Below are 24,766 nucleotides of genomic sequence, written 5' to 3'. Positions count from 1 at the left end.
ATCTCCTTGGCTGTGCTGGAGGCGTGCACGTCGCAGGCTAGGCGAAATAGTGGACAGAATCGGTCCAGTATTCGCATTAGGCTGCGAACATGCCTCGACCGACCGCCCGCGTGCTGACACTCCTGGAGCTGCTGCAGTCGGGCGGCACCCGGACGGTGGCCGAACTCGCCGACCGGCTCGGCGTCGAAGGGCGCACCGTGCGGCGCTATGTGGACCAGCTGATCGACCTGGACGTGCCCGTGGAGTCGGTGCGCGGCCGCTACGGCGGGTACCGGCTCGCCCCCGGGTACCGCCTGCCTCCGCTCATGCTCAGCGACGACGAGGCGCTGGCCGTGCTGCTCGGCCTGGTCGCCGGCCGCCGAGCGGGGTTGACGACGACGGAGCACACGGCAGGCGAGACGGCCTCGGCGAAGATCCGGCGGGTGCTGCCCAAGCACGTCGCCCGCCGGCTCGACGCCCTCCTGGAAGCTCTCGCCTTCACCGATCAGCCCGGCGCGTTCGACACCCCGGACGCTGAGGTCCTGCTCACCGTCGCCGATGCGGTGCGCCACCGCCGACCGGTCTCGATCCGCTACACCGACCGCGACGGACGGCGCAGCGAACGCACGCTGCACGTGTACGGGATCGTCGCCCATGCGGGCCGGTGGTACGTCACGGGCAAGGACGATCGGATCGGCGAGGACCGGACCTTCCGGCTCGATCGCATCGCGGACGCGCGGACCCTGCCCGGCTCGTTCGCGACGCCCGTGGGCCCCGGTCCGGCGCAGCGGGTGTTGTCGGCGTTCGCCACGGCCGCGTACCGGCATGAGGTGACCTTGCGGATCCACGGCACGGTCGAGCAGATCCGCGCCCGCCTTCCCGCCGGCGTGGCGAGCCTGGAGGAGGACGAGTCCGCGGCGGGCGAGGACCGGGCGGCCGAGCGCTGGCTGCGCGTCGAGCTGCGGGTGGAGCGGCTCGACTGGCTGCCTCCGGTGCTCGCCTCACTCGACCGGCCGTTCGTCATCGAGCGCCCCGACGAACTGCGCGACCTCGTCGTCGCGCTCGCCGATCGCCTCGCGTCCTGCGCCCGCCGAGCCTGACGGCGGGCGGGCTTCAGGACGTCGCGGGGGTCAGGTGGCCGGGGTCCAGCGGGGGTCGCGGCCCAGGTAGCGCAGGAGCGCCGCCACGTCGTCGTCGCCGTCCTCGGCCGGCAGCACCGCCGCGTACGCCCCCCAGGCGCGCAGCGGCTCGACGAACCGCCGGGCCGCCTCCAGCAGCTCCCGCGCCACCTCGCCGGTGAGCGGCGACGGCTGCCCGGTGGCGAGCGCGATGTCCCACGCGTGGACGGCGGCGTCGAGCGCGCAGGCGGCCGCGCCGAGCGACGGCTCCATCGCGTTCGGCGGCACCGGGACCGGCACCTGCTCGGCGGCGCGGTCGACGCCGGCCCAGGCCGCGGCCGAGCGGCTCAGGGCCGCCTCGGCGTACGCCTCCGGGTCGCCGGCGAGGGTGCCGGAGGGCGCGAACGGGTCCTCGGCCGGACCGGGCTCCCCGGTGAGGAACGCGGCGAAGCCGATCTGGTCGCCGGCGGCGTGCTGGAGCACCTGGGTGACGTCCCACTGCGCGCAGGGGGTGGGCAGGTGCCACGCCTGCGCGGGCACCCCGCGCACGACCTGGCGCAGCGCCTGGTGGGAGAAGTCCAGCACGTCCCAGCCGGTGTTCGCGATCTCGCTCATGTTCCGCAGCCCTTCCGTCTCGCTGATGAGTCCAGCATATCAGAACGGAATGCTTTGTTCCACTACAATGTCCCGGTGAGCAGGCGGGTCAGCACGCGGGTGCCGAACTCCAGCCCCTCCACCGGCACCCGCTCGTCCTTGCCGTGGAACATCCCGAAGTAGTCCAGGTCGGGCCGCAGCATCAGCGGCGCGAACCCGTAGCCCTCGATGCCCAGCCGGGCGAACGACTTGGCGTCCGTGCCGCCGCTCATCACGTACGGCACCGGCCGCGCCAGCGGGTCCTCGGCCACCAGCGCCCCCGCCAGCTCGTCGAAGAACGGCGACGGGAACGGCGCGGCCGGGGCGTCCTCCAGGTTCACGAACTCGCGGGTGATCTTGGGCCCGAGCAGCTCGTCGATCGTGGCCAGGAACTCCTCCTGCAGCCCCGGCAGGTAACGGCCGTCCACGTGGGCCTCGGCCGTCGAGGGCACCACGTTCACCTTGTAGCCCGCGTCCAGCATGGTGGGGTTGGCGGAGTTGCGGATCTGCCCCTTGAACAGCAGGCCCAGCGCGCCCAGCCGGGCCGCCTCCTCGTCCAGCCGGTCCAGGTCCACCGGCTGGCCGGTGATCTCCGACAGCGCCTGGATGAGCGCGGCGACCGACGGGGTGAGCCGTACCGGCCACTGATGGGACGCGACGCGGGAGAGCGCCTGGACGAGCGTGGCGACCGGGTTGTCCACGGCGGGCCGCGAGCCGTGGCCGGCCACCCCGTGCGCGGTCAGCTTCATCCAGGCCGTGCCGCGCTCGCCCACCGCCACCGGGTACACCCGGTGCTCGCCGGAGCCGACGCTGAACCCGCCGGACTCGCTGATCGCCTGGGTGACCCCGTCGAACAGCTCGCGGTGCTCGGTGACCGCGTGCCGCGAGCCGTAGTCGCCGGTCGCCTCCTCGTCGGCGAGGAAGGCGAGCACGATGTCGCGCCGCGGCCGCTCGCCGCGCGCCCGCATGCCGAGCACGGTCGCGAGCGTCATCGCGCACGAGCCCTTCATGTCCACCGCGCCCCGGCCGTGCACGCAGCCGTCGGCGATCTCGCCGGAGAACGGGTGGGTCCGCCACTCCGCCGGGTCGGCCGGCACCACGTCGAGGTGGCCGTGGATGAGCAGCGCGTCGGGCGAGTCGCCCTCCATGCGGGCCACGACGGTCGTGCGGCGCGGGGCCGACTCGAACACCTCCGGCTCCAGGCCCGCCTCCGCCAGCAGCACGGCCACGTACTCGGCGGCCGGCCGCTCGCCCGAGCCCGGGTTGGTGGTGTCGAACCTGATCAGGTCCGAGCAGATCTCGGCAACGCTCTTCACGGTCTTCCTTCCAGTTTCAGCTGCGGCACCTCGGGCGTCTCGAACCCGAAGAGCAGCCCGTAGAACGCCAGCTCGGCCTCCAGCACGGAGACGATCGTCTCCTCCCGGCGCCAGCCGTGCTGCTCGCCGGGGTAGGTGAGCAGCGCCCACCGCCTGCCGTGCCGGTCCAGCTCGGCCACGAACCGCTCGGCCTGGCCGACGTCCACGATCGCGTCCTCCAGGCCGTGCAGCATGAGGCACGGCCCCGAGGCGTGCGCGGCGCGCAGCAGCGGCGAGCGCTCGGTGTAGCGGTCGCGGGTCTCCGGCAGCGGGCCGATGAGCCCGTCGAGGTAGCGCGACTCGAAGTCGTGCGTCTCGGCCGCCCAGCTCTCGGGGTCGGTGATCGCGTAGTGCGCGACCCCGCCCGCGAACACGTCGCTGTGCACCAGCGCCGCCACCGTCGTCCAGCCGCCGGCGCTGCCGCCCCGGATCGCGATCCGCGCGGCGTCGGCCCGGCCCATCGTGACCAGGCCGCGCGCCACCTTGGCGCAGTCCTCGACGTCGACCACGCCCCACTGGTGGCGCAGCCGCTCGCGGTAGGCGCGTCCGTAGCCGGTGGAGCCGCCGTAGTTGACCTCGGCCACGCCGAGCCCCCGGCTGGTGAAGTAGGCGATCTCCAGGTCGAGCACCATCGGCCTGTTGCCGGTCGGCCCGCCGTGCACGAAGATCACGTACGGGGCGGGGCCGGCGGGCGCCCCGGCCGGCGGGTAGAGGTGCGCGTGCACGCCCTCGATCGTCACCGCCTCCGGGTCGGGCAGCAGTTCGCGGGCGGGCAGCGGCTTGGGCGCCGACACCACCTCGCGCGCGCCGCTCGCCAGATCCACGAGCGTGACCTCCCGCGGCGTGTACGGCGTGGCCGCCACGCCCACCGCCAGGCCGCCGGCCGCCGACACGGTCGGTCCCCAGTACGTCGCCTCGCCGCCCACGTCCCGCAGCTCGCCGGTTTCCGGGTCGAGCACGGACAGCGACCAGCGGTCGGCCGTGCCGCGGACCACGACCAGCCCGGCCTCCGTGACCGCGAACCACGACATGCCCGGCTTCCACGGCGCGTCGCCGAACTCCTCCTCGCGCGGCGTGAGGTTGCGCGACGGGCCGCCCTCCCGGCTCACCAGGTGGACGTTCCACCAGCCGGTCGGGTCCATGACGGCGTACAGGCTGTCCTCGTCGCGCCACTCCGCCTGCACCACCGACGCGGCGGGCCCGCCGGCCACGACCGCGTGCGGCCCGGCGACGCCGTCCGCGTCGAGCTCGGCGACGCACAGCTCGGTGCCGTCCCACGGCATGTTCGGGTGGTCCCAGCCGATCCAGGACACGTGGCCGCCGCCGGGCGACAGGCGCGGGCACATGAGGAAGTGCTGCGCGCGCACGATCACCCGCACCGGCCCGCCGGACAGCGGCACGGCCACCAGGTCGCGCTCCGTGCCGACCTCGCGCACCGCCCACACCTCGTCGCGGCCGGGCGGCAGGTAGAGGTCGGCGTAGCGGGCCGGGCCCTCCGGCGTCAGCGCCACCGGCGCCCCGCCGGTGCCCGGCGCCCCGCCCGTGCCCGGCGCCCCGCCTGTGCCCGGCGCGCCGCTCGTGCCCGATGCGCCGCCGTCCAGCCGGTACAGGCGCTGGTCCGCCCAGTTCGTGAACACCAGCCCGCCGTCCGGCAATGGCCGCCACGACCGCCCGCCGTACTCGATCACGCGGTTGCGGGCGTTCCAGCCGGCCGGGAGCGCGTCCACGCGCGACCCGTCCGGCAGGCGCCGCACCACGCACCGCCGGCCGCCCTCGTGCGGGCGGGGCTCGTCCCACCACACCTCCACCCCGGCGGGCGTGGCGACGGCCTCCACCCACAGGGGGCCGCCGTCGGTACGGGCCACGTCGATCGGTCGAATGCTCATCTGCTCACCAGTTGCCGTCGGAAGGGGGAAGGGGGTGCCCGGGCGGGTGGAGGACGTAGACGATGCCGCCGCTGCCCGAGCCCCGCAGCCACACGTTCTCGAACGCGGCCCGCGGGTAGACCCTGCGCACGTCGGCGTCGCTCGGCGCGGCCGGGTCGTTGACGACGACGTCGCCCCCGGCGGTGAAGCCGATGACGACCATGATGTGGCCCTCCGTCGAGTAGCCGGAGCCCGGCAGCTCGTGGGCCTTGAACGACTGCGAGGTGACCACGGGGATCCCGGCGCGGACGAACGCCTCCAGCTCCGCCGCCGAGCGCAGCCGCGTGACGAACCCGCTCAGCCCGTACCGGCAGGCGTAGGCGACGTTGAACGGCCAGTTGCCGGTGCCCTGGTAGCTGGTGTCGTAGGTGCCGCGGGCCGCGTGGTCCACGAGCGGCGACGGGTCGCCCTCGCCCACCCAGGCCAGGTCGCCGGCCTCGGGGCCGCGCCCCCAGTAGCCGAGCACCATCGCCACCGAGGCCGGGCCGCACCAGTTGGCGCCCCCGCCGTCCAGGTGCGGGTGGTGGCCGGCGTGCTCGTGCTGGGAGTGGCAGGGGACGTCCAGCCGCACCTCGCCCGCGCCGTCCCGGCCCGGCTCGTACGCGGGGACGATGGGGAACGGCGGCACCGCCGAGGCCATCACCCCGAGCGAGCCCACCTCCACCCCGGGCCCGCACGGCGTCACCCGCACCTGGAAGGCCGTCACCGGCCGCCGCGCCACGAACGTGTCGACCGCCACGTCGCCGTCGTCGTCACCCTGGCCGGCCACGGAGGTGCGCGGGTCGCCGTGCTCCGACCAGCGGCCCATCACGTACCACTTGGTCAGCGAGCCGGACGCCGTCCTGGCCCGCAGCTCGATCTCGACCCAGGAGCCGGGCGGGGTGCGCGCCGTCCACGACGGGACGAGCTGGGTGGCGGGGAAGCCGATCGGCACCTCCTCGCCGGTCCACGGGGCGAGCCCGTCCGGGACGCCGTCCGCGGCCGCGAAGGACACGGCGAGGCGGTGGAAGGCGACGCGGGCCGGATCGACGGTGAGCACCAGGCCGATTGTGCTCCCCGGCCTGGTCGCCCGCATCGGAAGGTTTACGTACGCGCCGGAAATGTCAGAAAAAGGCGCCTTCGAGAGGTCGTCACAGGTACAGGCCGGTGGACTCGTCCGCCGCCGGGACCGGGACCGCCCGCCCCGAGCGCGCCGCGTACAGCTCCGCCAGCGTCGCCCCCGCCGGCCCGATCCCGTCGGAGGAGCCGAGCCAGCCGATCGCCTCCTCGCGCGTCAGCGCCCCCACCTCCAGCTGCGCCAGGCAGCGGCCGGGACGGACGACGGCCGGGTGCAGGCGGGCCAGGTCCTCGTTCGTGGTGATCGCCACCAGCACGTCGCGGCCCTGGCCGAGCAGCCCGTCGGTGAGGTTGAGCAGCCGCGACAGGCCCTGCCCGGTCTGCGACTTGGCCGCCGCGCTGATCAGCTCGTCGCAGTCCTCCAGCACCAGCAGCCGCCAGCGCTGCCGCTCCTCGTCCGCGTCGTAGCCGACGGCGACCTCCATGAGGTAGCCGGGGTCGTTGAACAGCCGCTCCGGGTCGAGCACGCAGTCCACCTGGCACCACTCCCGCCACTGCCTGGCCAGCGAGCGCAGCAGCGTCGTCTTGCCGGTGCCGGGCGGGCCGTGCAGCAGGATGAGCCGGCCGTGCACCTCCGCCGGGGTGACCGCCATGAGCGTGCTCAGGGAACGGCGGACCTGCGCGGAGTAGTTGCCGCTGATCTCCTCCCACGACTGCGCCGTGATCGGCCTCTCCGAGCGGGTGCCGCCGTGCGCGCCGCGCCACCAGAAGCCCATCTCCACGTGGTCGGTCTCCGGCTCGGGCTCGACGGCGCCGTCCGTGCTCTCCTTGAGCACCGAACGGGCCAGCTCCTCCGTCACGGCGGTCACGCTCACGGTGGCGCTGCGGTTGCGGTAGCGCACGACGCGCAGGGTCCAGCCGTCACCGCAGATCAGCCGCGACTCCTGGCCGTCCTGGATCTGCGCGGTGCGTACGAGCCGGCCGCCGGCCGGGCTCAGCGTGGCCTCCGGGCGGACCCGCTCCAGGTTGGCCTGGCGCGACCAGGGCTGCACCCCGGTGGCGAACGGCGACAGCGCCAGGGCGTCGATGACGTCGATCGCGTTGTCGCTGTCGTCGATCCAGATGTTCATCGGCAGGCCGGGCGAGTCAGGGCTCGGGAACGGCACCTCCTTCATCACGGACATGAGGATAATGATCCATTTCCGGCGGTGTCCTGTCGAAGGATTTTGCGATATGGCATGGCATCGGCGCCATAGCGATCCGTCATAGGTCCGGCGCCATCCCGCTGAACAGGACATTTCGCCAGGTCATCGGTATCGCTGCGGACGGGCCGATCCACCTGTACCTTGTTGCGTCGGTCAAGTGTGCGAATGGTGGAGGTAAGACGGCGTGGCTGGGGTGAGCTTCCGTGAGCGGGCGCGCTACTGGTTCGACAACACGATGTCCAGGGGGACCGCGTCGCTCGTCGGCCTGCTGGGCGTCCTGTCGGCCGGGCTCGTCGTGGCGGTCGCGGGGCTGACGCTCTGGCTGGCGCCGCACGAGCCGGAGGGCGTGGGCGGCGCGGGCGAGGTGCTGTGGATCGCGCTCATGCACGCCCTCACCCCCGGCAAGGTCGCCGGCGACAAGGGCTCCACCGCGTACATGGCCGTCATGTTCGCCGGGTCCCTCGGCGGCCTGTTCATCGTCAGCATGCTCGTCGGCCTGCTGTCCAACGGGCTGAAGCTGAAGGTCGACCGCCTGCGCCGGGGCCGCTCCCGCATCGTGGAGAAGGGCCACACGGTCGTGCTCGGCTGGTCCGACCAGGTGTTCACGATCGTGGGGGAGCTGGTCAAGGCGCACGCCAGCCAGCCGGGCTCGGTCATCGCCGTCCTCGCCGACCGTGACAAGCTCGACATGGAGGAGGAGATCCGCGAGCACGTCGAGCTCGGGCGCACCCGCCTGGTGTGCCGCACCGGGCGGCCCACCGAGCCGCGCGACCTCACGCTCATGAACCTGCAGAGCGCCCGCTCCGTCGTCGTCCTGTCGCCCGACGGCGTGGACCCCGACGCGCACGTGATCAAGATCCTGCTCGCGCTCGCCAAGCGGGCCGGGGCGCACCCGCCGGTCGTGGCCGCCATCGCCGCCTCCGGCAACATCCCCGCCGCCCGCCTGGCCGGCGGGAGCGAGGTGCACGTCGTCGACTCCGACGACACCGCCTCCCGGCTCATCGTCCAGTCCTCCCGCCAGTCGGGCATGTCGGTCGTCTGCATGGACCTGCTCAACTTCGACGGCGGCGAGATCTACCTGCGCTCCGGCGCCGACCTGGTCGGGCGCACGTACGGCGAGGCGCTGCACGCCTACGAGACCGCCGCCGTCATCGGCCTGCGCCGGCGCTCGGGCGTCGTGCTCAACCCGCCCATGGACACCGTCGTCTCCGAGCACGACCAGGTCATCGTCATCGCCCACGACGACTCCCACATCCGGGCGGCCACCGGCGAGCCCGTCGTCGCGGAGGAGGCCGTGGTCTCGGCCCCGCCCACCGCGCTCCAGCCGGAGCGCACGCTGGTGCTCAACTGGAACGGCCGGGCCGAGCACATCGTCCGCTACCTCGACGGCTACGTCGCCCCCGGCTCGGTCCTGGAGGTCGCCGCCGACCACCCCCGGGCCGGCGAGGGCCTGACCGGACTGACCAACCTCACGGTCCACGTCAAGGAGTGCGACACCACCGACCGCTACCAGCTCGAAGCGCTCAGCCTCGGCCTCTTCCAGCACGTCATCGTGCTGTCGGACGACCGCTTCGACCCCCACCACGCCGACACCCGCACCCTCATGACGCTGCTGCAGCTGCGCGACATGCAGGCCGCCCGGGGCGAGCGCTACTCGATCGTCAGCGAGATGCACGACGAGAGCAACCGCGTGCTGGCCGAGGTCACCGAGGCCGACGACATCGTCATCAGCGACACCGTCATCGGCCTGCTCCTCGCCCAGCTCGCCGAGAACCGCCACCTGGCCGACGTCTTCAGCTACCTGTTCGACTCGCACGGCTCGGAGATCTACCCCCGGCCCGCGGACGACTACGTGAAGACGGGCACGGAGGTGACGTTCTCGACGGTCGTCGAGGCGGCGCGGCGGCGCGGGGAGACGGCGATCGGCTACCGCCACGCGGCCGAGCGCAACACGCCGCCGCACTACGGCATCGTGCTCAACCCGGCGAAGTCGCAGTCGGTCACGTTCGCCGAAGGCGACAAGGTCATCGTCCTCGCCGAACGCTGACCCGCCCGCTCCGCTCCCCACCGTCCCCTGCGCTGGGCGGAACGGAGTGCGGGGCGTCCGGGAGCCCGGCACGTCGGGTGCTGCCCGGACATGGCGGTATTCGCGCGGTATTCGCCGGAAGAGTGGTGGATCGACCGAAGTCGGTTACCGTGCGGAAGGTGAGGACCATTGACTGGGTGGACGGCGCGGTCGAGCTGATCGACCAGACGCGGCTGCCCGACGAGTGCGTCGCACTCCGGATCACCACCGTGGACGAGCTGATCGACGCGATCCGGCGGCTGGCCGTGCGCGGCGCGCCCGCGCTGGGCGTGGCCGGCGCGCTCGGCGTCGTGCTGTCCGGCGGCGATCCGGAGGCCGTCGCCCGCCTGCGGGCCGCCCGGCCCACCGCCGTGAACCTCGCCTGGGGCGTGGACCAGGCCGCCGCCTGGCTGGCGCAGGGCCGCGAGGCCGTTCTGGAGGCCGCGCTGCGCATCCGCGACGAGGACATCGCGGCCTGCCTGGCCATGGGGGAACGGGGAGCCGACCTCCTCACCTCGGGCGTGCTCACCTCTGAGGTGCTCACCTCGGGCGTGCTCACCTCTGAGGTGCTCACCCCGGGCGTGCTCACCTCCGGTGGGCCGGGCTCGGGCGGGCCCGGTCCGGGCGCGCGCTCCTCCGGTCCGCCGGTCCCGGACCGCGCGGACCGCGGGCTGCGGATCATGACGATCTGCAACACCGGCGGGCTCGCGGCCGTGGAGCGCGGCACGGCGCTCGGCGTGGCGCAGACGCTGCACGAGCGCGGCCGGCTGGCCGAGGTGCTCGCGCTGGAGACCCGGCCGCTGCTCCAGGGCGCCCGGCTCACCGCCTGGGAGCTGGGCCGCATGGGCGCGCCGCACCGCCTGGTCGCCGACGGCGCCGGCCCGTACCTGCTGGCGAGGGGCGACGTGGACGCGGTGCTCGTGGGCGCCGACCGCATCGCCGCCAACGGCGACACCGCCAACAAGATCGGCACGTACGCCCTGGCGCTGGGCGCGGCGCGGGCCGGTGTGCCGTTCGTGGTGGTGGCGCCCGAGACGACGATCGACTTCGCGACCCCCACGGGCGCCGGGATCGAGATCGAGGACCGGGGCGCCGAGGAGATCGTGACGCTGCGCGGGACGCGGCTGGCCCCGGAGGGCACCGACGCGGTCAACCCGGCCTTCGACGTGACCCCGCACGACCTGATCACCGCCATCGTCACCGACAAGCGAGTGATCCGTCCGTAAAGCGAATAATCGTCAATTCACTGATCTGTCCGGATAGGCCGCGTTACGCTCGGTTGCCGTACATTCGACCCTCCGGAGAGACGCAACGGTGGCCATCGACCTCGTGACCCGACGTGACTGGGGTGCCCGCGCACCCCGTGGAAGCTACACGCAGCTCGCCTCCACGAGGGGGGTGAAAGTTCACTACACGGGTGGTCTGGTCAATCCCGGCATCGTCGACGACCACAACGGCTGCGTGTCGCTGGTGCAGTCGATCCAGCGGGGGCACCAGGACGGCAACGGCTGGCTGGACATCGGGTACTCGTTCGTGGCGTGCCCGCACAGGAAGGTGTTCGAGGGGCGGGGCCTGCACCACCTGCCCGCCGCCAACGGCCCCGGCCTCAACTCGGGGCACTACGCCGTGCTCGGCCTCGTCGGCAACGCCGGGCTGGTGGAGCCGCCCGACGGCGTGCTGCACGCCATCCTCGACGCCGTCGAGTACGTCCGTGAGCGCGGCGACGCCGGCCTGGAGATCAAGGGGCACCGAGACGGGTACGCGACGGACTGCCCCGGCGAGCCGCTGTACGCGTGGGTGCGCGCGGGAGCGCCCCGGCCGGGCGGCGACGGCGGCGGCGATGACCCGGGCGATGACGACCCGGGCAATGGGGAGGGCGGCGGCGGGCCCGAGGCGCCGCCGTTCCCGGGCCGGCTGCTGCGCTATCCGCCGGTGACCCGCGGGGAGGACGTGCGCACCTGGCAGCGGCAGATGAAGGCGCGCGGGTGGGACCTCGACGTGGACGGCGCGTACGGCGCGCAGTCGCGCGACGTCTGCCGCCGCTTCCAGCGCCAGCAGGGGGTGGCGGACGACGGCGTCGTCGGCCCCGTCACCTGGCGCCTCGCCTGGGAGGCCCCTCTCTCCTGACTTGCCGGGCCTGACCCGCCGGGGACGGCCTCCCCGGGGCAGGGGGAAGGGGGCCGGCGGGTGGAAAGCGAGCCGGGGGGACACGCCGGGGAGCGTCCCCCGGGCCGGGCGACTCGTGGTGGTCCGGCTGGGGGACCCCTGGGGTTACCCGGTTCGCGGCGTTCCGCCTACTATCCGAATCATGGACCTGGCAGCCGGCTTCCCCGCGACCACCCGCGACGAGTGGCGGGCGCTCGCGCTCGCCGTCCTGCGCAAGGCGGGGACGGAGACCGGCGACCCGGAGGAGGCGCTGTCCAGCCCCACCTACGACGGGGTGACGCTCGCCCCGCTCTACGACGCCGACGACCTGCCCGCCGCGCCGCCCTTCGACCGGGCCGAGCACGCGGCGCGGGCCGCCGGCGGCTGGGACGTGCGGCAGCGCCACGCCGTCGCCGACCCCGAGGCCGTCCTGGCCGACCTGGAGAACGGCGTCACCTCGCTCTGGCTCGTCGTGGGCGACGGCGCGATCCCCGCGGGCGAGCTGGGCCGGGTGCTGAAGGACGTCTACCTCGACCTCGCGCCGATCACCCTGCAGGCCGGGCGCCGTACCGCCGAGGCGGCCGAGGCGCTGCTCGCCCTCGCCGCCGGGCGCGGCACCCCCGCCCGGGGCAACCTCGGCGCCGGCGCGGAGGACCGGGACACCGCCGCGCGGCTCGCCCTGCGCTGCGCCGCCGAGCATCCCGGGCTGCGGGCGATCACCGTGGACGCCACGCCGTACCACGACGCCGGGGGCGGCGACGCCGACGAGCTGGGCTGCTCGATCGCGCTGGGCGTGAGCCACCTGCGTGCCCTCACGGACGCCGGGCTGGGCGTCGAGGAGGCGTTCGGGCAGCTGGAGTTCCGCTACGCCGCGACCGACGACCAGTTCGCCACCGTCGCGAAGCTGCGGGCCGCGCGCCGGCTGTGGACGCGGGTCGCCGAGCTGTGCGGGGTCGAGACGGGCATCACGGGAGCCCCCGGCCTCCACGGTGGCGTGGGCGCCGCCGGTCCGCCCGGGGCGCAGCTCCAGCACGCGGTGACGAGCTCCGCGATGATGACCGCGCGCGACCCGTACGTGAACATGCTCCGCGTCACCGTGGCCTGCTTCGCCGCCGGGGTGGGCGGCGCCGACGCGGTGACCGTGCAGCCGTTCGACGCCTGCCTCGGACGGCCCGACGCGTTCTCCCGGCGCATCGCCCGCAACACGCAGGCGCTGCTGCTGGAGGAGGCCGGCCTTGGCCGGGTGGCCGACCCGGCCGGCGGGTCCTGGTACGTCGAGCGGCGCACGGCCGACCTGGCCGAGCGGGCCTGGGAGTGGTTCCAGGAGATCGAGGCGGCGGGCGGCATCGGCCGGGCGGCCGGCCTGGTGTCCGCGCGCGTCGCCGCGACCCGGGAGCGCCGCGCCGCCGACGTCGCGCACCGCCGCTTCCCGATCACGGGCGTGAGCGAGTACCCCGACCCCGGCGAGAGGCCGCCGCGCCGCGCCCGCGAGAGCGGCCCCTGGCTCGCCTCGGCCGCCCACGACACCGGCGGCGGGCTGCCCGTCATCCGGTACGCCCAGGAGTACGAGGAGCTGCGCGACCTGGCCGACGCCCTGCCCGAACGGCCCAAGGTGTTCCTCGCCACGATCGGCCCCGTCGCCGCCCACTCGGCCCGCGCGGCGTTCGCCGCCAACCTCTTCCACGCCGGAGGGCTGGCGACCGAGACCGCCGGACCGGGCACCGACCCCGACCAGATCGCCACCGCGTTCGCCGTCAGCGGCGCCACCGTCGCCTGCCTGTGCTCGACCGACCGCCTGTACGCCCAGCACGCCGAGGCCGTGGCCACGGCGCTCAGGAAGGCGGGCGCGCGGCTGGTCTGGCTGGCCGGCAAGGGCTCCTACGACGGCGTGGACGCCTGCCTCCACACCGGGTGCGACGCGCTCGGCGTGCTCCGCACGACCTTCGACGCCCTGGAGGTGGCCCGATGATCCCCGACTTCACCGGCGTGCCGCTGGAGGGCGAGGCCCGCCCCGACGCCTCCCCGCGGACGGCGGGGGCCGCCTGGGAGACGCCCGAGGGCATCGGCGTCAAGCCGCTCTACACGGCCGCCGACCTCGACGGCCTCGACTTCCTGCGCACCTACCCGGGCGTGGCGCCGTACCTGCGCGGCCCGTACCCGACCATGTACGTCAACCAGCCGTGGACCATCCGCCAGTACGCCGGCTTCTCCACGGCCGAGGACTCCAACGCCTTCTACCGGCGCAACCTCGCGGCCGGGCAGAAGGGCCTGTCGGTGGCCTTCGACCTGGCCACGCACCGCGGCTACGACTCCGACCACCCGCGCGTCCAGGGCGACGTGGGCATGGCCGGGGTGGCGATCGACTCGATCTACGACATGCGGCAGCTGTTCGACGGGATCCCGCTGGACCGCATGTCGGTGTCGATGACCATGAACGGGGCCGTGCTGCCCGTCCTGGCGCTCTACATCGTGGCCGCCGAGGAGCAGGGGGTGGAGCCGGAGCAGCTGGCCGGGACCATCCAGAACGACATCCTCAAGGAGTTCATGGTCCGCAACACCTACATCTACCCGCCGGCCCCCTCCATGCGGATCATCTCCGACATCTTCGCCTACACCAGCGAGAAGATGCCGAAGTTCAACTCGATCAGCATCTCCGGCTACCACATCCAGGAGGCCGGGGCCACGTGCGACCTGGAGCTGGCGTACACGCTGGCCGACGGCGTCGAGTACCTGCGGGCCGGGGTCGCGGCGGGCATGGACGTCGACCGGTTCGCGCCCCGGCTGTCGTTCTTCTGGTGCATCGGCATGAACTTCTTCATGGAGGTCGCCAAGCTGCGCGCCGCCCGGCTGCTCTGGGCGAAGCTGGTGTCCGGGTTCGGGGCGAAGAACCCCAAGTCGCTGTCGCTGCGTACGCACTGCCAGACGTCGGGCTGGTCGCTGACCGCGCAGGACGTCTTCGTCAACGTCGCCCGCACCTGCGTCGAGGCCATGGCCGCCACCCAGGGCCACACGCAGTCGCTGCACACCAACGCGCTGGACGAGGCCCTCGCGCTGCCCACCGACTTCTCCGCCCGGATCGCCCGCAACACGCAGATCCTCCTCCAGCAGGAGTCCGGCACGACCAAGGTCATCGACCCGTGGGGCGGCTCCGCGTACGTGGAGCGCCTCACCCACGACCTCGCCGCGCGCGCCTGGGCGCACATCGAGGAGGTCGAGGCCGCGGGCGGCATGGCCCGCGCCATCGAGGCGGGGCTGCCGAAGCTGCGCATCGAGGAGGCCGCGGCCCGCACGCAGGCGCGCATCGACTCGGGCCGCCAGCCGGTCATCGGCGTCAACAAGTACCGTCCCGACGCCGACGAGCCGATCGAGGTGCTCAAGGTCGACAACAGCGCCGTACGGGCCAGCCAGCTCGACAAGCTGCGCCGGCTGCGGGCCGAACGCGACCCCGACGCGGTGAACCGGGCGCTGGAGGCGCTGACCAAGGCCGCCGCGAACCCCGAGCCGGGCCTGGACCACAACCTGCTCAAGCTGGCCGTGGACGCCGCCCGCGCGAAGGCCACCGTGGGGGAGATCTCCGACGCGCTGGAGCGGGTGTTCGGCCGGCACGCCGGTCAGATCCGTACCATTTCCGGCGTGTACCGCGATGAGGCAGGCCCGGGGGCGAACATCGAGCGGGTGCGGCGGGCGTGCGCCGACTTCGAGCGCGCCGAGGGCCGCCGCCCCCGCATCCTGGTCGCCAAGATGGGGCAGGACGGCCACGACCGGGGCCAGAAGGTGATCGCCACGGCCTTCGCCGACCTGGGCTTCGACGTGGACGTCGGCCCGCTGTTCCAGACGCCGGAGGAGGTGGCCCGCCAGGCGGTGGAGGCCGACGTGCACATCGTCGGCGTGTCGTCGCTGGCGGCCGGCCACCTGACGCTGGTGCCCGCGCTCCGGCGGGCGCTGGCCGACCTGGACGCGTCCGACATCATGATCGTGGTGGGCGGGGTGATCCCGCCGGACGACTTCGCCGAGCTGCGCGCCGCCGGGGCCGCCGCGATCTTCCCGCCGGGCACGGTGATCGCCGACGCGGCCCTCGACCTGCTGCGCGACCTCCAGGAGCGGCACGCCTAGCACCCGGACCGACACGCGCCTCCCGCGCACCCGCCCATGCGGATGGAGCGCCCGGACCGGCGCGCCCCCCGCGGGTCTCCCGCCCGTTCGGATGGAGCGCGAGCGGGAGGCGAAGCGCGCTAGGGTGCGACGATGATCAAGGTTCCGGCCTTACGCGTCGCGCTCGCGTCGGTGCTCGTCGCGGCCTGTGCCTCGGGCAGCGCGGCCGTGCTCGCCGACACCCGCGTCGTGACCTGCGCCTACTCCTGGGGCGGCGGCATGGAGCTGCACTGCGGCGATCCCGAGGCGGAGGCCGCGCTGCGTGCCGGGATGCTCACCGCCGAGCAGGCGCGCGAGGCGGGCTGCCCCGGTCTGCTGGCGGCCGAGCCCGCGCCCTCGGCCGACCCCGGCCCCACCGCCTACATCGGCATGGATCCGCCGTCCGGCTCCCCCCTCCCGCCGAGGGGCACCGACCCGGCCGTGACCGCCCGCGTGAACGCCGCCTGGGACACGATCGAGCGCTGGCTGGCCGCCCACGCCTCCGCGACGCTCCGCAAGCTCTCCGCCCCGGCCTCCCCTCGCGACATCGAGGGATGGGAACGCGCCCTCGGCATGAGGATCCCCGACGCGTTGTACGTGTCGCTGATGCGGCACGACGGCGCCGACGGCAATTTCGGCGCCGGTTTCCGGCTGCCCCTCGACCTCGGCCTCGCCGGCTTGTCGAGCTACTCCAGCTTGCACGACTACAACTGCATAGACCTGATCATGGCGGGGGTGGAGGAGGACGCCGACCCGGATGACGGGTTCTGGCACGGGAGCCTGCTGCCGTTCGCGTCCTCCGGCGGGGGCGAGGAGCTGTTCATCGACCCGCGGACGGGCCGGGTGGGCCAGAAGAGCGGCGGACGCCTCCGCTACGACGGCCCGATGAGCTGGCGGTCCTACCCGGACCTGCTGGAAGGCGTCGCGGCCGCACTGGAGTCCGGCGGGCCGCTGCGCGAGTGGTATCCCACGGTCACCGCGGGTTGCGAGCTGCGCTGGGCCGACCGGCCCGCCGCGTCGCCGCCGTCCGGCTGCGCGGGCGGGCCGCGCCCTTCGCCCACCCCATGAGCCCCGCCGTGACCGTCCGGGCTCCGGTGATCAGCCGCTGTACGAGATCCAGCCGTACTCGTACTGGGTCCACCCGTTCTCGTCCCCGGTGTGCCTGCGGCCCGTCATCACCTGGTTGGTGCCGGCCATCGAGGCGTGGTTGTTCTCCCTGACCCAGCCTTCCAGCTGCCTGGGCGTGATCTGCACCGCCTTGCCCTGCCAGAACAGCGCGCCGCTGTAGTAGATGGTGTCGCCGTTCTCGTCCCCGTCGTGCCGGATGCCGGTGATGGCCTCGTTCGCCGGAGTGTGGTAGTCGTGGTTGTTCTCATCCGTCGTGGTGCCCCAGATGTCCAACCTGAGCACCGTGACCTGGACACCGTCGATGTAGATGCGGCCGCAGGAGAACGTGGTGTCGCCGTTCTCGTCGCCGCGGTGCCCGCGGCCGATCAGCACTTCGTTCGTCGGGCACATGAACTTGCTGTTCGACTGTTTCAGGGTCGAGACCTGCCCGGGACGGATCTCGATCGTGGCGGCCGAGGCCGGGCCGGCGGGAACCAGGGTGAGGGCGGCGACGGCCGCCGCCGCCAGCGCGGCCGGCAGAGTGTTCTTGAGCATGTCCGTGTCCTTCGACGAGAGCCTGCGGTGAACGGACTTCATGGTCGCCGTCCCGACGGCGCCCGTCGTCCGCCTGCGGGGTGAGCGCGGATCCACCTGTACGGTGATCCACGCGCGCCCGGGAGCCCCGCCGCTGCCTCAGGGCCGGCAGAACGTGATCGAGAGCGAACGCTGGCGGCTCACCGGGGTGGTGATCCTGAACGTGACGAGGTGGGTCTCGCCGTCGGCCGTCAAGGCGCGCGGGGCGTTCACGGCCAGCCGGCCGTCCTCCTCGACGACCGTGGAGCCGCGGCCGGTGATCCGGCCGTCCACCGTCCACACGTAACCGAACGGCAGCCGCTCGCCGCCGCGTTCGACCTGCGCGGTGAGCGTGACCTGGTCGCCGGCCCAGCAGGTGCCGTTCCTGGTGCCGAGGGCGCGCACGGACGAGAGCCTGAGCCGTCCCGTGACCGGCCCGGCGGTGGGGGAGGCGGTGCCGTCGGGCTCGGCGGAGCGCGTGGCGGACGGCTCCGTGGAGCCGTGGTCGGCCGGGGCGGGGGTGCGGGTCCTGGTGGGCCGCTTGCGCGACGGGGTCGGCGACGCGCTGGGGGAGGCTCCGGACGACGCGCTGACCAGGCTCTGCGACCGCGGCTGCGGGGAGGACGGGGTCAGCCACACGATGGCGCCGCCCAGGGCGACCGCGGTGAGGCCGGAGGCGACGGCGATGACCACCTTCTTGCCGCGCCGCCCGCGCGGCCTGACGGATGCGGGCTCGCCGGCGGGATCCTCGTCCCACTGCTCCACCTGGGGGTGCGCGGGCCGCGCCTCGCCGCCCGGCCACGGCTCGGCCGCCGGGGGCCGCGTCTCGTCGCGCGCCCACTGCTCGGGCCGCGCCCCTTCCTGGTGCCGCACGTCGTCGGGTCGCTCGACCGGCGGCCACACCTGCTCGCCATGCACGGAGCCCCCCGCAGCCGGGGCGAAGGCCCGCTCGTCGAACGCCTCGCGGGCGCCTGCGCCGGGGGTGAAGCCGCGCTCGTCGAACGCCTCGCGGCCGGGGGCGTCCGGGGAGAAGGCGCCCGAGTCGAAGGGCTGGCCGGCCGCCGCGCCCGGTCCGCCCGCCGTGACCGGCCCGGTCGCGCCCTGACCGAACGCCGGGGCGTCGAAGACCTGCTCCTCGTACGCCTCACGATTGCCCGCGCCCACGCTGAAAGCGCCCATCCCGAAAGCGCCCGAGTCGAACGTGTGCCCGCCGGTCGCCGCGCCCGGCACGCCATGCCCGCCCGGCCCGCCCGGCCCGCCAGGGCCGCCTGCTGCTGGTGAGCCGAGGCCGCCTGCCGCGCCCGGCCCAGTCGCGCCCCGGCCGGAGGCTCCGTCCTCGAACGCCCACTCGTCGTCCGCCTCACGGCCGCCCGCGCCCGCGCCCGCGTCTCCCGCGCCGGACGCGCCGGTTCCGAACGCGCCGGCTCCGAAGGCGCCCGTTCCGAACGCGCCCGTTCCGAACGTCCCGGGGCCGGATGACTGCGTGCCGGGCGCCCCCGGGCGGGCGGGCCCGGGGGAGGGCGGGGCGGCGGTGGGCTGGGGCGTGTCGTAGTCGTAGTCGTGGGAGTCCTCCCAGCCCCCGGCGGCGGGCGGCCAGGTGGCGCCCCGCGGTCCCGTCGCGGGCCGGACCGGGTCCGTGGACTGCGAGACCGGCGAGGCGTACGGCGTGGCGGGCGAGGAGTACGGCCCCGCCGACGGGACGTGCGGCCCGGCCGGGGCCGGAGGCGGCGCGGCAGGGAAGGCGTGCGGCGGCGTCGAGGACGGCGCGCCCGGGAATGGTGCGCCCGGGGACGCTGCGCCCGGGGATGCTGCGCCCGGGGACGGCGCGGTCGGGAACGCCGGGGAGCCCGGGGGCCCCGGGGACGACGACGGGGACGCGGGGGAGGCCGGAGACCCGAGAAGGTGGAGCAGCACCTCGTGCATGGCGGGACGCGCCGCCGGGTCCTTGGCCAGGCAGCGGGTCACCGCCGCGCGCAGCGACTGCGGCAGCTCCCCGAGGCGCGGCTCGGCGCGCAGGATGCGGTTGATCACGGCGGGCAGCGAGTCGTCGCCGAAGGGCGGCGTCCCCGTGGCCGCGAAGACGATCACCGAGCCCCACGCGAACACGTCCGCCGCCGGCCCCACCGCCTGCCCCGCGAGCTGTTCGGGCGCCATGTACGCCGGAGTGCCGACGATGTTGCTCGTGGCGGAGAGCTTGGAGTCGAGCGCGCCCGTCACGCCGAACCCGATCACGCGCGGCCCGCCCGACCCCAGCAGCACGCAGGCCGGCTTGAAGTCGCGGTGCGCGAGCCCCGCCCGGTGGATCGCCGCGAGGGCCGTGGCGGTGGCGACGGCCAGCCGCTGGAGCTCCGCGCCCGTCGGGCGTCCCGCCTGCTGCAGCGACGGCCCGTCCACGTACTCGCTCACGAGGTACGGCCGGCCGCTGACGGAGGCGTCGAGCACCTGGGCGACGTTGACCGGCTCGACCTGCCGGGCGGCGGCCATCTCCCGGGCCAGGCGGTCGCCGCCGGCCAGCCCCTCGTGCAGGACCTTGACCGCCACCGGCGCCCCGTTCGGCGCCTTGGCGAGATAGACGACGCCCTGGGAGCCGGCGCCGAGGCGGCCGGCGAGCCGGTAGGGCCCCACCGCTGCCGGGTCGCCCTCGCGCAGGGGTTCGACGTGGGGCATGAGGGGAGTGACTCCTGTGACGGCTGGGACGACTACGCTCTGCACCTTAGCGTCAAAAGTTATGACTTGGCGGGAGTTAATCTGATCAAGTGGGAAACTCCTAGCAGGCTGGGAGGGGAGGGCTCGTGCGGTCGCTGGAGGACTACGCCAAGGGCGTGCGCGACGGCTCCCGCACGTGGATCGCCCGCGCGATCACGCTGGTCGAGTCCACCCGCCCCGACCACGCCGCCCTCGCCCAGCGTCTGCTCGTGGAGCTGACCCCGCTGTCCGGCCGGGCCTGCCGCGTGGGCGTCTCGGGCGTGCCGGGTGTGGGGAAGTCCACATTCGTGGACGCCCTCGGCACCATGCTCACCGGCCGGGGCCACCGGGTGGCCGTCCTCGCCGTGGACCCGTCCTCGACCCGTACGGGCGGCAGCATCCTCGGCGACAAGACCCGCATGTCGCGCCTGACGGCCGACCCGGCCGCGTTCATCCGGCCCTCGCCCGCGTCCGGCACGCTGGGCGGCGTCGCCAAGGCCACCAGGGAGGCCATGGTCGTCGTCGAGGCGGCCGGCTACGACGTCGTGCTCGTCGAGACCGTGGGCGTGGGGCAGTCGGAGACGGCGGTCTCCGACATGGTCGACACGTTCCTGCTGCTGACGCTGGCCCGTACCGGGGACCAGCTCCAGGGCATCAAGAAGGGCGTGCTGGAGCTGGCGGACGTCATCGCGGTCAACAAGGCGGACGGCGAGCACGCGCTCGCCGCCCGCAAGGCGGCCCGCGAGCTGGCCGGGGCGCTGCGCATGCTGCGCTCGGACAGCGTGCCGCCGCCCGTGCTGACGTGCAGCGGCCTGACCGGCGACGGCCTGCCGGAGCTGTGGGACCAGGTATTGCGGCACCAGGACGGCCTCGACCTGGCCGCCAAGCGCCGCCGCCAGCAGGTCGGCTGGACGTGGACGCTGGTGCGCGACCGGCTGCTGTCGGAGCTGCGCCACGATCCCCGGGTCGCGGCCATCGCCGAGGAGGTGGAGAAGGAGGTCCTCGCGGGCACCCTCACCCCGTCGCTCGCCGCCGACCGCCTCCTGGCCGCCTTCACCCGCCCCTGAGCATTTTCCGCCCCACCTGAGCGCCCCCCTGAGCGCCCCCCTGAGCGCTGCTCCACCCTTTCCGCCCCCACCTCCGCACGCCCATGATCTCCGGCTTTCTGTCCACATGTGCTAAATTTTGGCCATGCGGTCAGAAATCAAGCCAGACGGCCAGAAGGCGCGGTCGTTCATCGAGGAGGCGAGGCGCGACCAGATCGTGCGCGCCGCCGTCGAGGTGATCGCCGAGGTGGGCTTCGCCCGGGCGTCGCTCGCCCGGATCGCCCAGCGCGCCGGCATCAGCAAGGGCGTCATCTCCTACCACTTCGCCGGCAAGGAGGAGTTGATGGAGCAGGTCGTCGACCGCGTCTACGCGCAGATCGGGGAGTTCGTCCTGGCCCGGATGGAGGGCGCCGAGTCCGCCGCCGACCTGCTCAGGACGCACGTCATGTCCGTCGCCGAGCACATGCGCGGCAACCGCGTCCAGCTCACCGCGCTCGGCGAGATCTTCAACAACCTGCGCGCGGCCGACGGCGAACCCCGCTACGGCGTGCACACGAGCGAGGGGCTCTACCAGGCCCTCGAGTCGATCTACCGCCACGGGCAGGAGCGCGGCGAGTTCCGCGCCTTCGACGTCCGCGTCATGGCCGTCACCCACCAGGCCGCCATCGACGCGATGTTCGCCTACTGGCAGGCCCACCCCGAGCACGACCTGGAGGCCCACGCCAGGCAGCTCGCCGACCTCCTCGAAAGGGCGTGCTCGTGACGACCGGACACCCTCGGACCGCCACCCGGCTCCTCGCCGTGGACAACCTGCGCGTCGTCCTCACCGCGCTCGTCGTCTTACACCACGTCGCCGTGACCTACGGCCACATCCCGATGTGGTACTACGTCGAATCCGCCCACGACGCCTCCGGCCTGGCCCTCGACATCTTCGTCGTGATGAACCAGGCGTTCTTCATGGGGTTCTTCTTCCTCATCTCCGGCTTCTTCACCCCCGCCTCCTTCGACCGCAAGGGCGGGCGGGCGTTCGTCCGCGACCGGCTGCTCCGGCTCGGCGTCCCGCTGCTCGTCTTCGTCGTGCTCCTGCGGCCGCTGGTGACGCTCCCGCAGTACCTGGCCCAGGGCCGGGGCGTGCCGTACGCGGAGTTCTACCTGCGCACCTGGGACCCGGGGCCGATGTGGTTCGCCGAGGTGCTGATCGTCTTCGCGGTGGCGTACGCGGTGTGGCGCGGCCTGCGCGACGGGCGTGCGGAGGGGGCGCCGTCCGCGCCGCCGCGGCTCCGGTCGCTCGCGCTGTTCGCCGCCGCTCTGAGCGTGGCCACGTTCGTGTGGCGGCTCGCGGTGCCGACGGGCACGTACGTCCCGGTCCTCGGGCTGCCCTCGCCCGACTACCTGCCGCAGTACGTCGCCATGTTCGCGGCCGGGGCCGTGGCGTTCCGGCGAGGCTGGTTCGAGACCCTGCCGCGGGCGACCGGCCGCGCCGGTCTGGTCACCGCCGCCGTCGCCGCGGCCACGCTGCTGCCGCTGGCGGCGACGACCGAGGGCGTGCTGTCGCAGGCCGCCACGGCGGCGTGGCAGTCGTTCTTCGCGGTCGGCGTCATCGCCGGGCTCGTGGTGATCTTCCGGGAGCGGTTCGACCGGCAGGGACCGCTCGGCGGGTTCCTGTCGGCCCACGCCTACACCGTCTACATCGTCCACCCGATCGTGCTCGTCGCCGTGGCCCTGGCCTTCCGCGGCCTGGAGGCGCCGGCGGTCGTCAAGTTCGCCGTCGTGGCCGTGCTCTCGCTGCCGCTGTGCTGGGGGCTCGCCTACCTCGTCCGGTCGCTCCCCGGCGCCCGCCGGATCCTCTAGCGGGGATCCGGTACGGGCCGCCGGGGCGCGTCCGGGCTCACGCCCCGTCGTAGAAGGCGTCGAGGACGTCGCCGTGACGCTCCTCGACGACCTTGCGCCTGATCTTCAGGCTCGGCGTCAGCTCGCCCGACTCGACGGTGAAGTCCTCGCTCAGGATGGCGAACTTCTTGACCGTCGCGTAGCTGGCCTCGCCCGCGTTGACCTGGTCGACGGCCTTGGCGACCTCCTCGCGCATCCGCGGGTGCTCCCGCAGCGCCTCGGCCTCGGCGGGCAGGCCCTCGGCCTCGGCCCAGGGCCTGACCACGTCCATGTCCAGCGTCACCAGCGCCGTGCAGTAGTTGCGCCGGTCGCCGTGGACGAACACGTGCGACACGTACGGGCAGGCCGCCTTGATCCGGCCCTCCAGGTACGTGGGCGCCACGTACTTGCCTCCGGAGGTCTTGATCAGCTCCTTCTTGCGGTCGGTGATCGCGAGCCGGCCCTCGGAGTCGATCTCGCCGATGTCGCCGGTGTGCAGCCAGCCGTCCTCCAGCGCCGCGGCCGTCTCCTCCGGCAGCCCGTGGTAGCCGCGCATGACGCCCCGGCCGCCGATGAGCACCTCGCCGTCCTCGGCGATGCGCACCCGCGTGCCCGGCAGCGGCGGGCCGACCGTGCCGAACTTCACCGTCTCCGGCCGGTTGAGGAAGCTGCCCGCCGAGGTCTCGGTCAGGCCGTACCCCTCCAGGATCGTCAGACCGGCGGCGTCGAAGAACTCGGCGATGTCGCGCGACAGCGGCGCGGACCCCGAGATGAAGAAGCGGATCCGGCCCCCGAACCGCTCGCGCAGCTTGGCGAAGACCAGCCGGTCCGCCAGCGCGTACTCGACGCGCGTGGTGAGCGGGACGGCGACGCCGCGCTGGCGCGCCCGCACCACCCGCAGGCCCGTCCGCCGCGCCCACTCGAAGATGCGCAGCTTGACCCCGCCGTCGTTGCGGACGGTGGCGGCGACCGTGTTGTGGATCTTCTCGAAGATGCGCGGCGCGGCGGCCATGAACGTCGGCTTCAGCGCGCCCAGGTTCTCGGCGATCCGGTCGAGCCGGCCGTCCACCGCCGTCGGCACGCCGATGTCGATCATCACGACCTGGAGCAGCTTGCCGAACGAGTGCGACAGCGGCAGCCACAGGAAGTGCAGGTCGTCGCCCGAGATCAGGTCCAGTTCCCGGACCGCGGCGCCGGTGTAGAGCCAGTTGTCGTGGGTCAGCTCCACGCCCTTGGGCCGGCCGGTCGTGCCCGAGGTGTAGATGAGCGTGGCCAGGTCGTCCTGGGCGATGGCGTCGACCATGGCGTCGTAGTCACCGGCGGGGCCGCCGTCACCGTCACCGTCACCGTCACCGTCGCCGCCGAGCGAGGCGAGCGGCACCACCCAGCCGTCGTCGCTGGGCGTGCCGTCGATGACGACCACGCGCGTGACGTCGGGCAGCTCCTTCTGCACCGACCGCAGCTTGGCGACCTGGTCGTCGTCCTCGGCGATGACGATCGCGCTGCCCGAGTCGGTGATGATGAACGCCGACTCGGCGGCCGTGTTGGAGGGGTAGATCGTGGTGGTGGCCGCGCCGGTGGCCAGCACGGCGAGGTCGGCGAGGATCCATTCGAGGCGGGTGGAGCTGAGGATGGCCACCCGGGTGCCCGGGCCCGCGCCGATCTCCGCCAGGCCGAGGGCCAGCCGGCGGACGCGCTCGCCCACCTCGCGCCAGGACAGTGAGGTCCAGCCGTCGTCCGAGGGCGTCCGGTACGCCTCGGCGTCAGGGGTGGCGGCGATCCGGTCGCGCAGCAGGGAGGGAATGCTCGACATGCCTGTCCTCCTGGGTGTGATGCAGCCGACTCTAGGCGGAGGGCGCGGCGGGAGTCGATAT

18 protein-coding genes are annotated in these 24,766 nt (G+C 73.9%); 10 read left to right on the top strand and 8 right to left on the bottom strand.

All coding sequences use genetic code 11. The features are described 5' to 3' along the window. Positions 1-89: 89 nt before the first annotated feature. Positions 90-1,079, top strand: coding sequence for a helix-turn-helix transcriptional regulator (locus tag HT134_RS04085; protein WP_175598873.1), 990 nt, complete (start codon positions 90-92; stop codon positions 1,077-1,079). Positions 1,080-1,109: 30 nt separating this feature from the next. Here HT134_RS04085 and HT134_RS04080 read toward each other — a convergent pair whose 3' ends face one another. From HT134_RS04080 to HT134_RS04060, 5 genes are all read right to left on the bottom strand, one after another. Further along, entirely contained in the window at positions 1,110-1,712 is a 603-nt protein-coding gene (locus HT134_RS04080; protein ID WP_175598872.1) for a TIGR03086 family metal-binding protein, read from the bottom strand. A 62-nt stretch (positions 1,713-1,774) separates the two neighbouring features. Continuing rightward, on the bottom strand, positions 1,775-3,046 hold the full coding sequence (locus HT134_RS04075; protein ID WP_312887957.1) for a M20/M25/M40 family metallo-hydrolase: 1,272 nt from the start codon (positions 3,044-3,046) through the stop codon (positions 1,775-1,777). Continuing rightward, positions 3,043-4,971 (bottom strand): S9 family peptidase, encoded by a 1,929-nt coding sequence (locus HT134_RS04070; RefSeq protein ID WP_217707167.1) that lies wholly within the window; start codon positions 4,969-4,971, stop codon positions 3,043-3,045. The genes HT134_RS04075 and HT134_RS04070 overlap by 4 nt, the downstream gene beginning before the upstream one ends. Before the next feature lie 4 nt (positions 4,972-4,975). Beyond that, positions 4,976-6,049, bottom strand: coding sequence for a C39 family peptidase (locus tag HT134_RS04065; protein WP_312887956.1), 1,074 nt, complete (start codon positions 6,047-6,049; stop codon positions 4,976-4,978). A 91-nt stretch (positions 6,050-6,140) separates the two neighbouring features. Then, positions 6,141-7,250: a DUF5925 domain-containing protein gene (locus tag HT134_RS04060; RefSeq protein ID WP_175598870.1), complete on the bottom strand. Its 1,110-nt coding sequence runs from the start codon at positions 7,248-7,250 to the stop codon at positions 6,141-6,143. A 205-nt stretch (positions 7,251-7,455) separates the two neighbouring features. On the opposite strand from HT134_RS04060, the gene HT134_RS04055 reads away from it, so the two are divergent. From HT134_RS04055 to HT134_RS04030, 6 genes are all read left to right on the top strand, one after another. After that, on the top strand, positions 7,456-9,318 hold the full coding sequence (locus HT134_RS04055) for a CASTOR/POLLUX-related putative ion channel (RefSeq protein ID WP_175598869.1): 1,863 nt from the start codon (positions 7,456-7,458) through the stop codon (positions 9,316-9,318). Between the two features lie 158 nt (positions 9,319-9,476). Then, entirely contained in the window at positions 9,477-10,562 is a 1,086-nt protein-coding gene (locus HT134_RS04050) for an S-methyl-5-thioribose-1-phosphate isomerase (protein WP_175598868.1), read from the top strand. A 172-nt stretch (positions 10,563-10,734) separates the two neighbouring features. Beyond that, on the top strand, positions 10,735-11,463 hold the full coding sequence (locus HT134_RS04045) for a peptidoglycan recognition protein family protein (RefSeq protein WP_312887955.1): 729 nt from the start codon (positions 10,735-10,737) through the stop codon (positions 11,461-11,463). A gap of 181 nt (positions 11,464-11,644) precedes the next feature. Further along, positions 11,645-13,450: a methylmalonyl-CoA mutase subunit beta gene (locus tag HT134_RS04040; protein ID WP_175598866.1), complete on the top strand. Its 1,806-nt coding sequence runs from the start codon at positions 11,645-11,647 to the stop codon at positions 13,448-13,450. Beyond that, the gene (gene scpA / locus HT134_RS04035; RefSeq protein ID WP_175598865.1) at positions 13,447-15,594 is read left to right on the top strand and encodes a methylmalonyl-CoA mutase; all 2,148 of its coding nucleotides are present in this window, start codon (positions 13,447-13,449) and stop codon (positions 15,592-15,594) included. Before HT134_RS04040 ends, scpA begins: the two co-directional genes overlap by 4 nt. A gap of 132 nt (positions 15,595-15,726) precedes the next feature. Next, on the top strand, positions 15,727-16,680 hold the full coding sequence (locus tag HT134_RS04030) for an SMI1/KNR4 family protein (protein ID WP_175598864.1): 954 nt from the start codon (positions 15,727-15,729) through the stop codon (positions 16,678-16,680). 30 nt (positions 16,681-16,710) lie between these two features. On the opposite strand, the gene HT134_RS04025 is transcribed toward HT134_RS04030, so the two are convergent. After that, entirely contained in the window at positions 16,711-17,274 is a 564-nt protein-coding gene (locus tag HT134_RS04025; RefSeq protein ID WP_175598863.1) for a hypothetical protein, read from the bottom strand. A gap of 138 nt (positions 17,275-17,412) precedes the next feature. Further along, entirely contained in the window at positions 17,413-19,959 is a 2,547-nt protein-coding gene (locus HT134_RS46705) for a serine/threonine-protein kinase (protein WP_175598862.1), read from the bottom strand. Between the two features lie 125 nt (positions 19,960-20,084). Here HT134_RS46705 and meaB point away from each other — a divergent pair, with 125 nt between their 5' ends. The 3 genes from meaB (at position 20,085) to HT134_RS04005 (ending at position 22,874) form a co-directional block, all read left to right on the top strand. Then, the gene (gene meaB / locus HT134_RS04015) at positions 20,085-21,044 is read left to right on the top strand and encodes a methylmalonyl Co-A mutase-associated GTPase MeaB (RefSeq protein ID WP_175598861.1); all 960 of its coding nucleotides are present in this window, start codon (positions 20,085-20,087) and stop codon (positions 21,042-21,044) included. 124 nt (positions 21,045-21,168) lie between these two features. Then, positions 21,169-21,786: a TetR/AcrR family transcriptional regulator gene (locus HT134_RS04010; RefSeq protein WP_175598860.1), complete on the top strand. Its 618-nt coding sequence runs from the start codon at positions 21,169-21,171 to the stop codon at positions 21,784-21,786. Beyond that, positions 21,783-22,874, top strand: a complete 1,092-nt coding sequence (locus HT134_RS04005) for an acyltransferase family protein (RefSeq protein ID WP_312887954.1) — start codon at positions 21,783-21,785, stop codon at positions 22,872-22,874. Before HT134_RS04010 ends, HT134_RS04005 begins: the two co-directional genes overlap by 4 nt. 37 nt (positions 22,875-22,911) lie before the next feature. Here the strand turns inward: HT134_RS04005 and HT134_RS04000 are convergent, their stop codons facing one another. After that, positions 22,912-24,705, bottom strand: coding sequence for an AMP-dependent synthetase/ligase (locus tag HT134_RS04000; protein WP_175598858.1), 1,794 nt, complete (start codon positions 24,703-24,705; stop codon positions 22,912-22,914). Positions 24,706-24,766 lie beyond the last annotated feature (61 nt).

Origin of the sequence: Nonomuraea rhodomycinica (genome assembly GCF_013363995.1) — a bacterium.
In the GTDB taxonomy this organism is placed as follows: Bacteria; Actinomycetota; Actinomycetes; order Streptosporangiales; family Streptosporangiaceae; genus Nonomuraea; species Nonomuraea rhodomycinica.
This window is presented reverse-complemented; position numbering and strand designations above follow the sequence as displayed.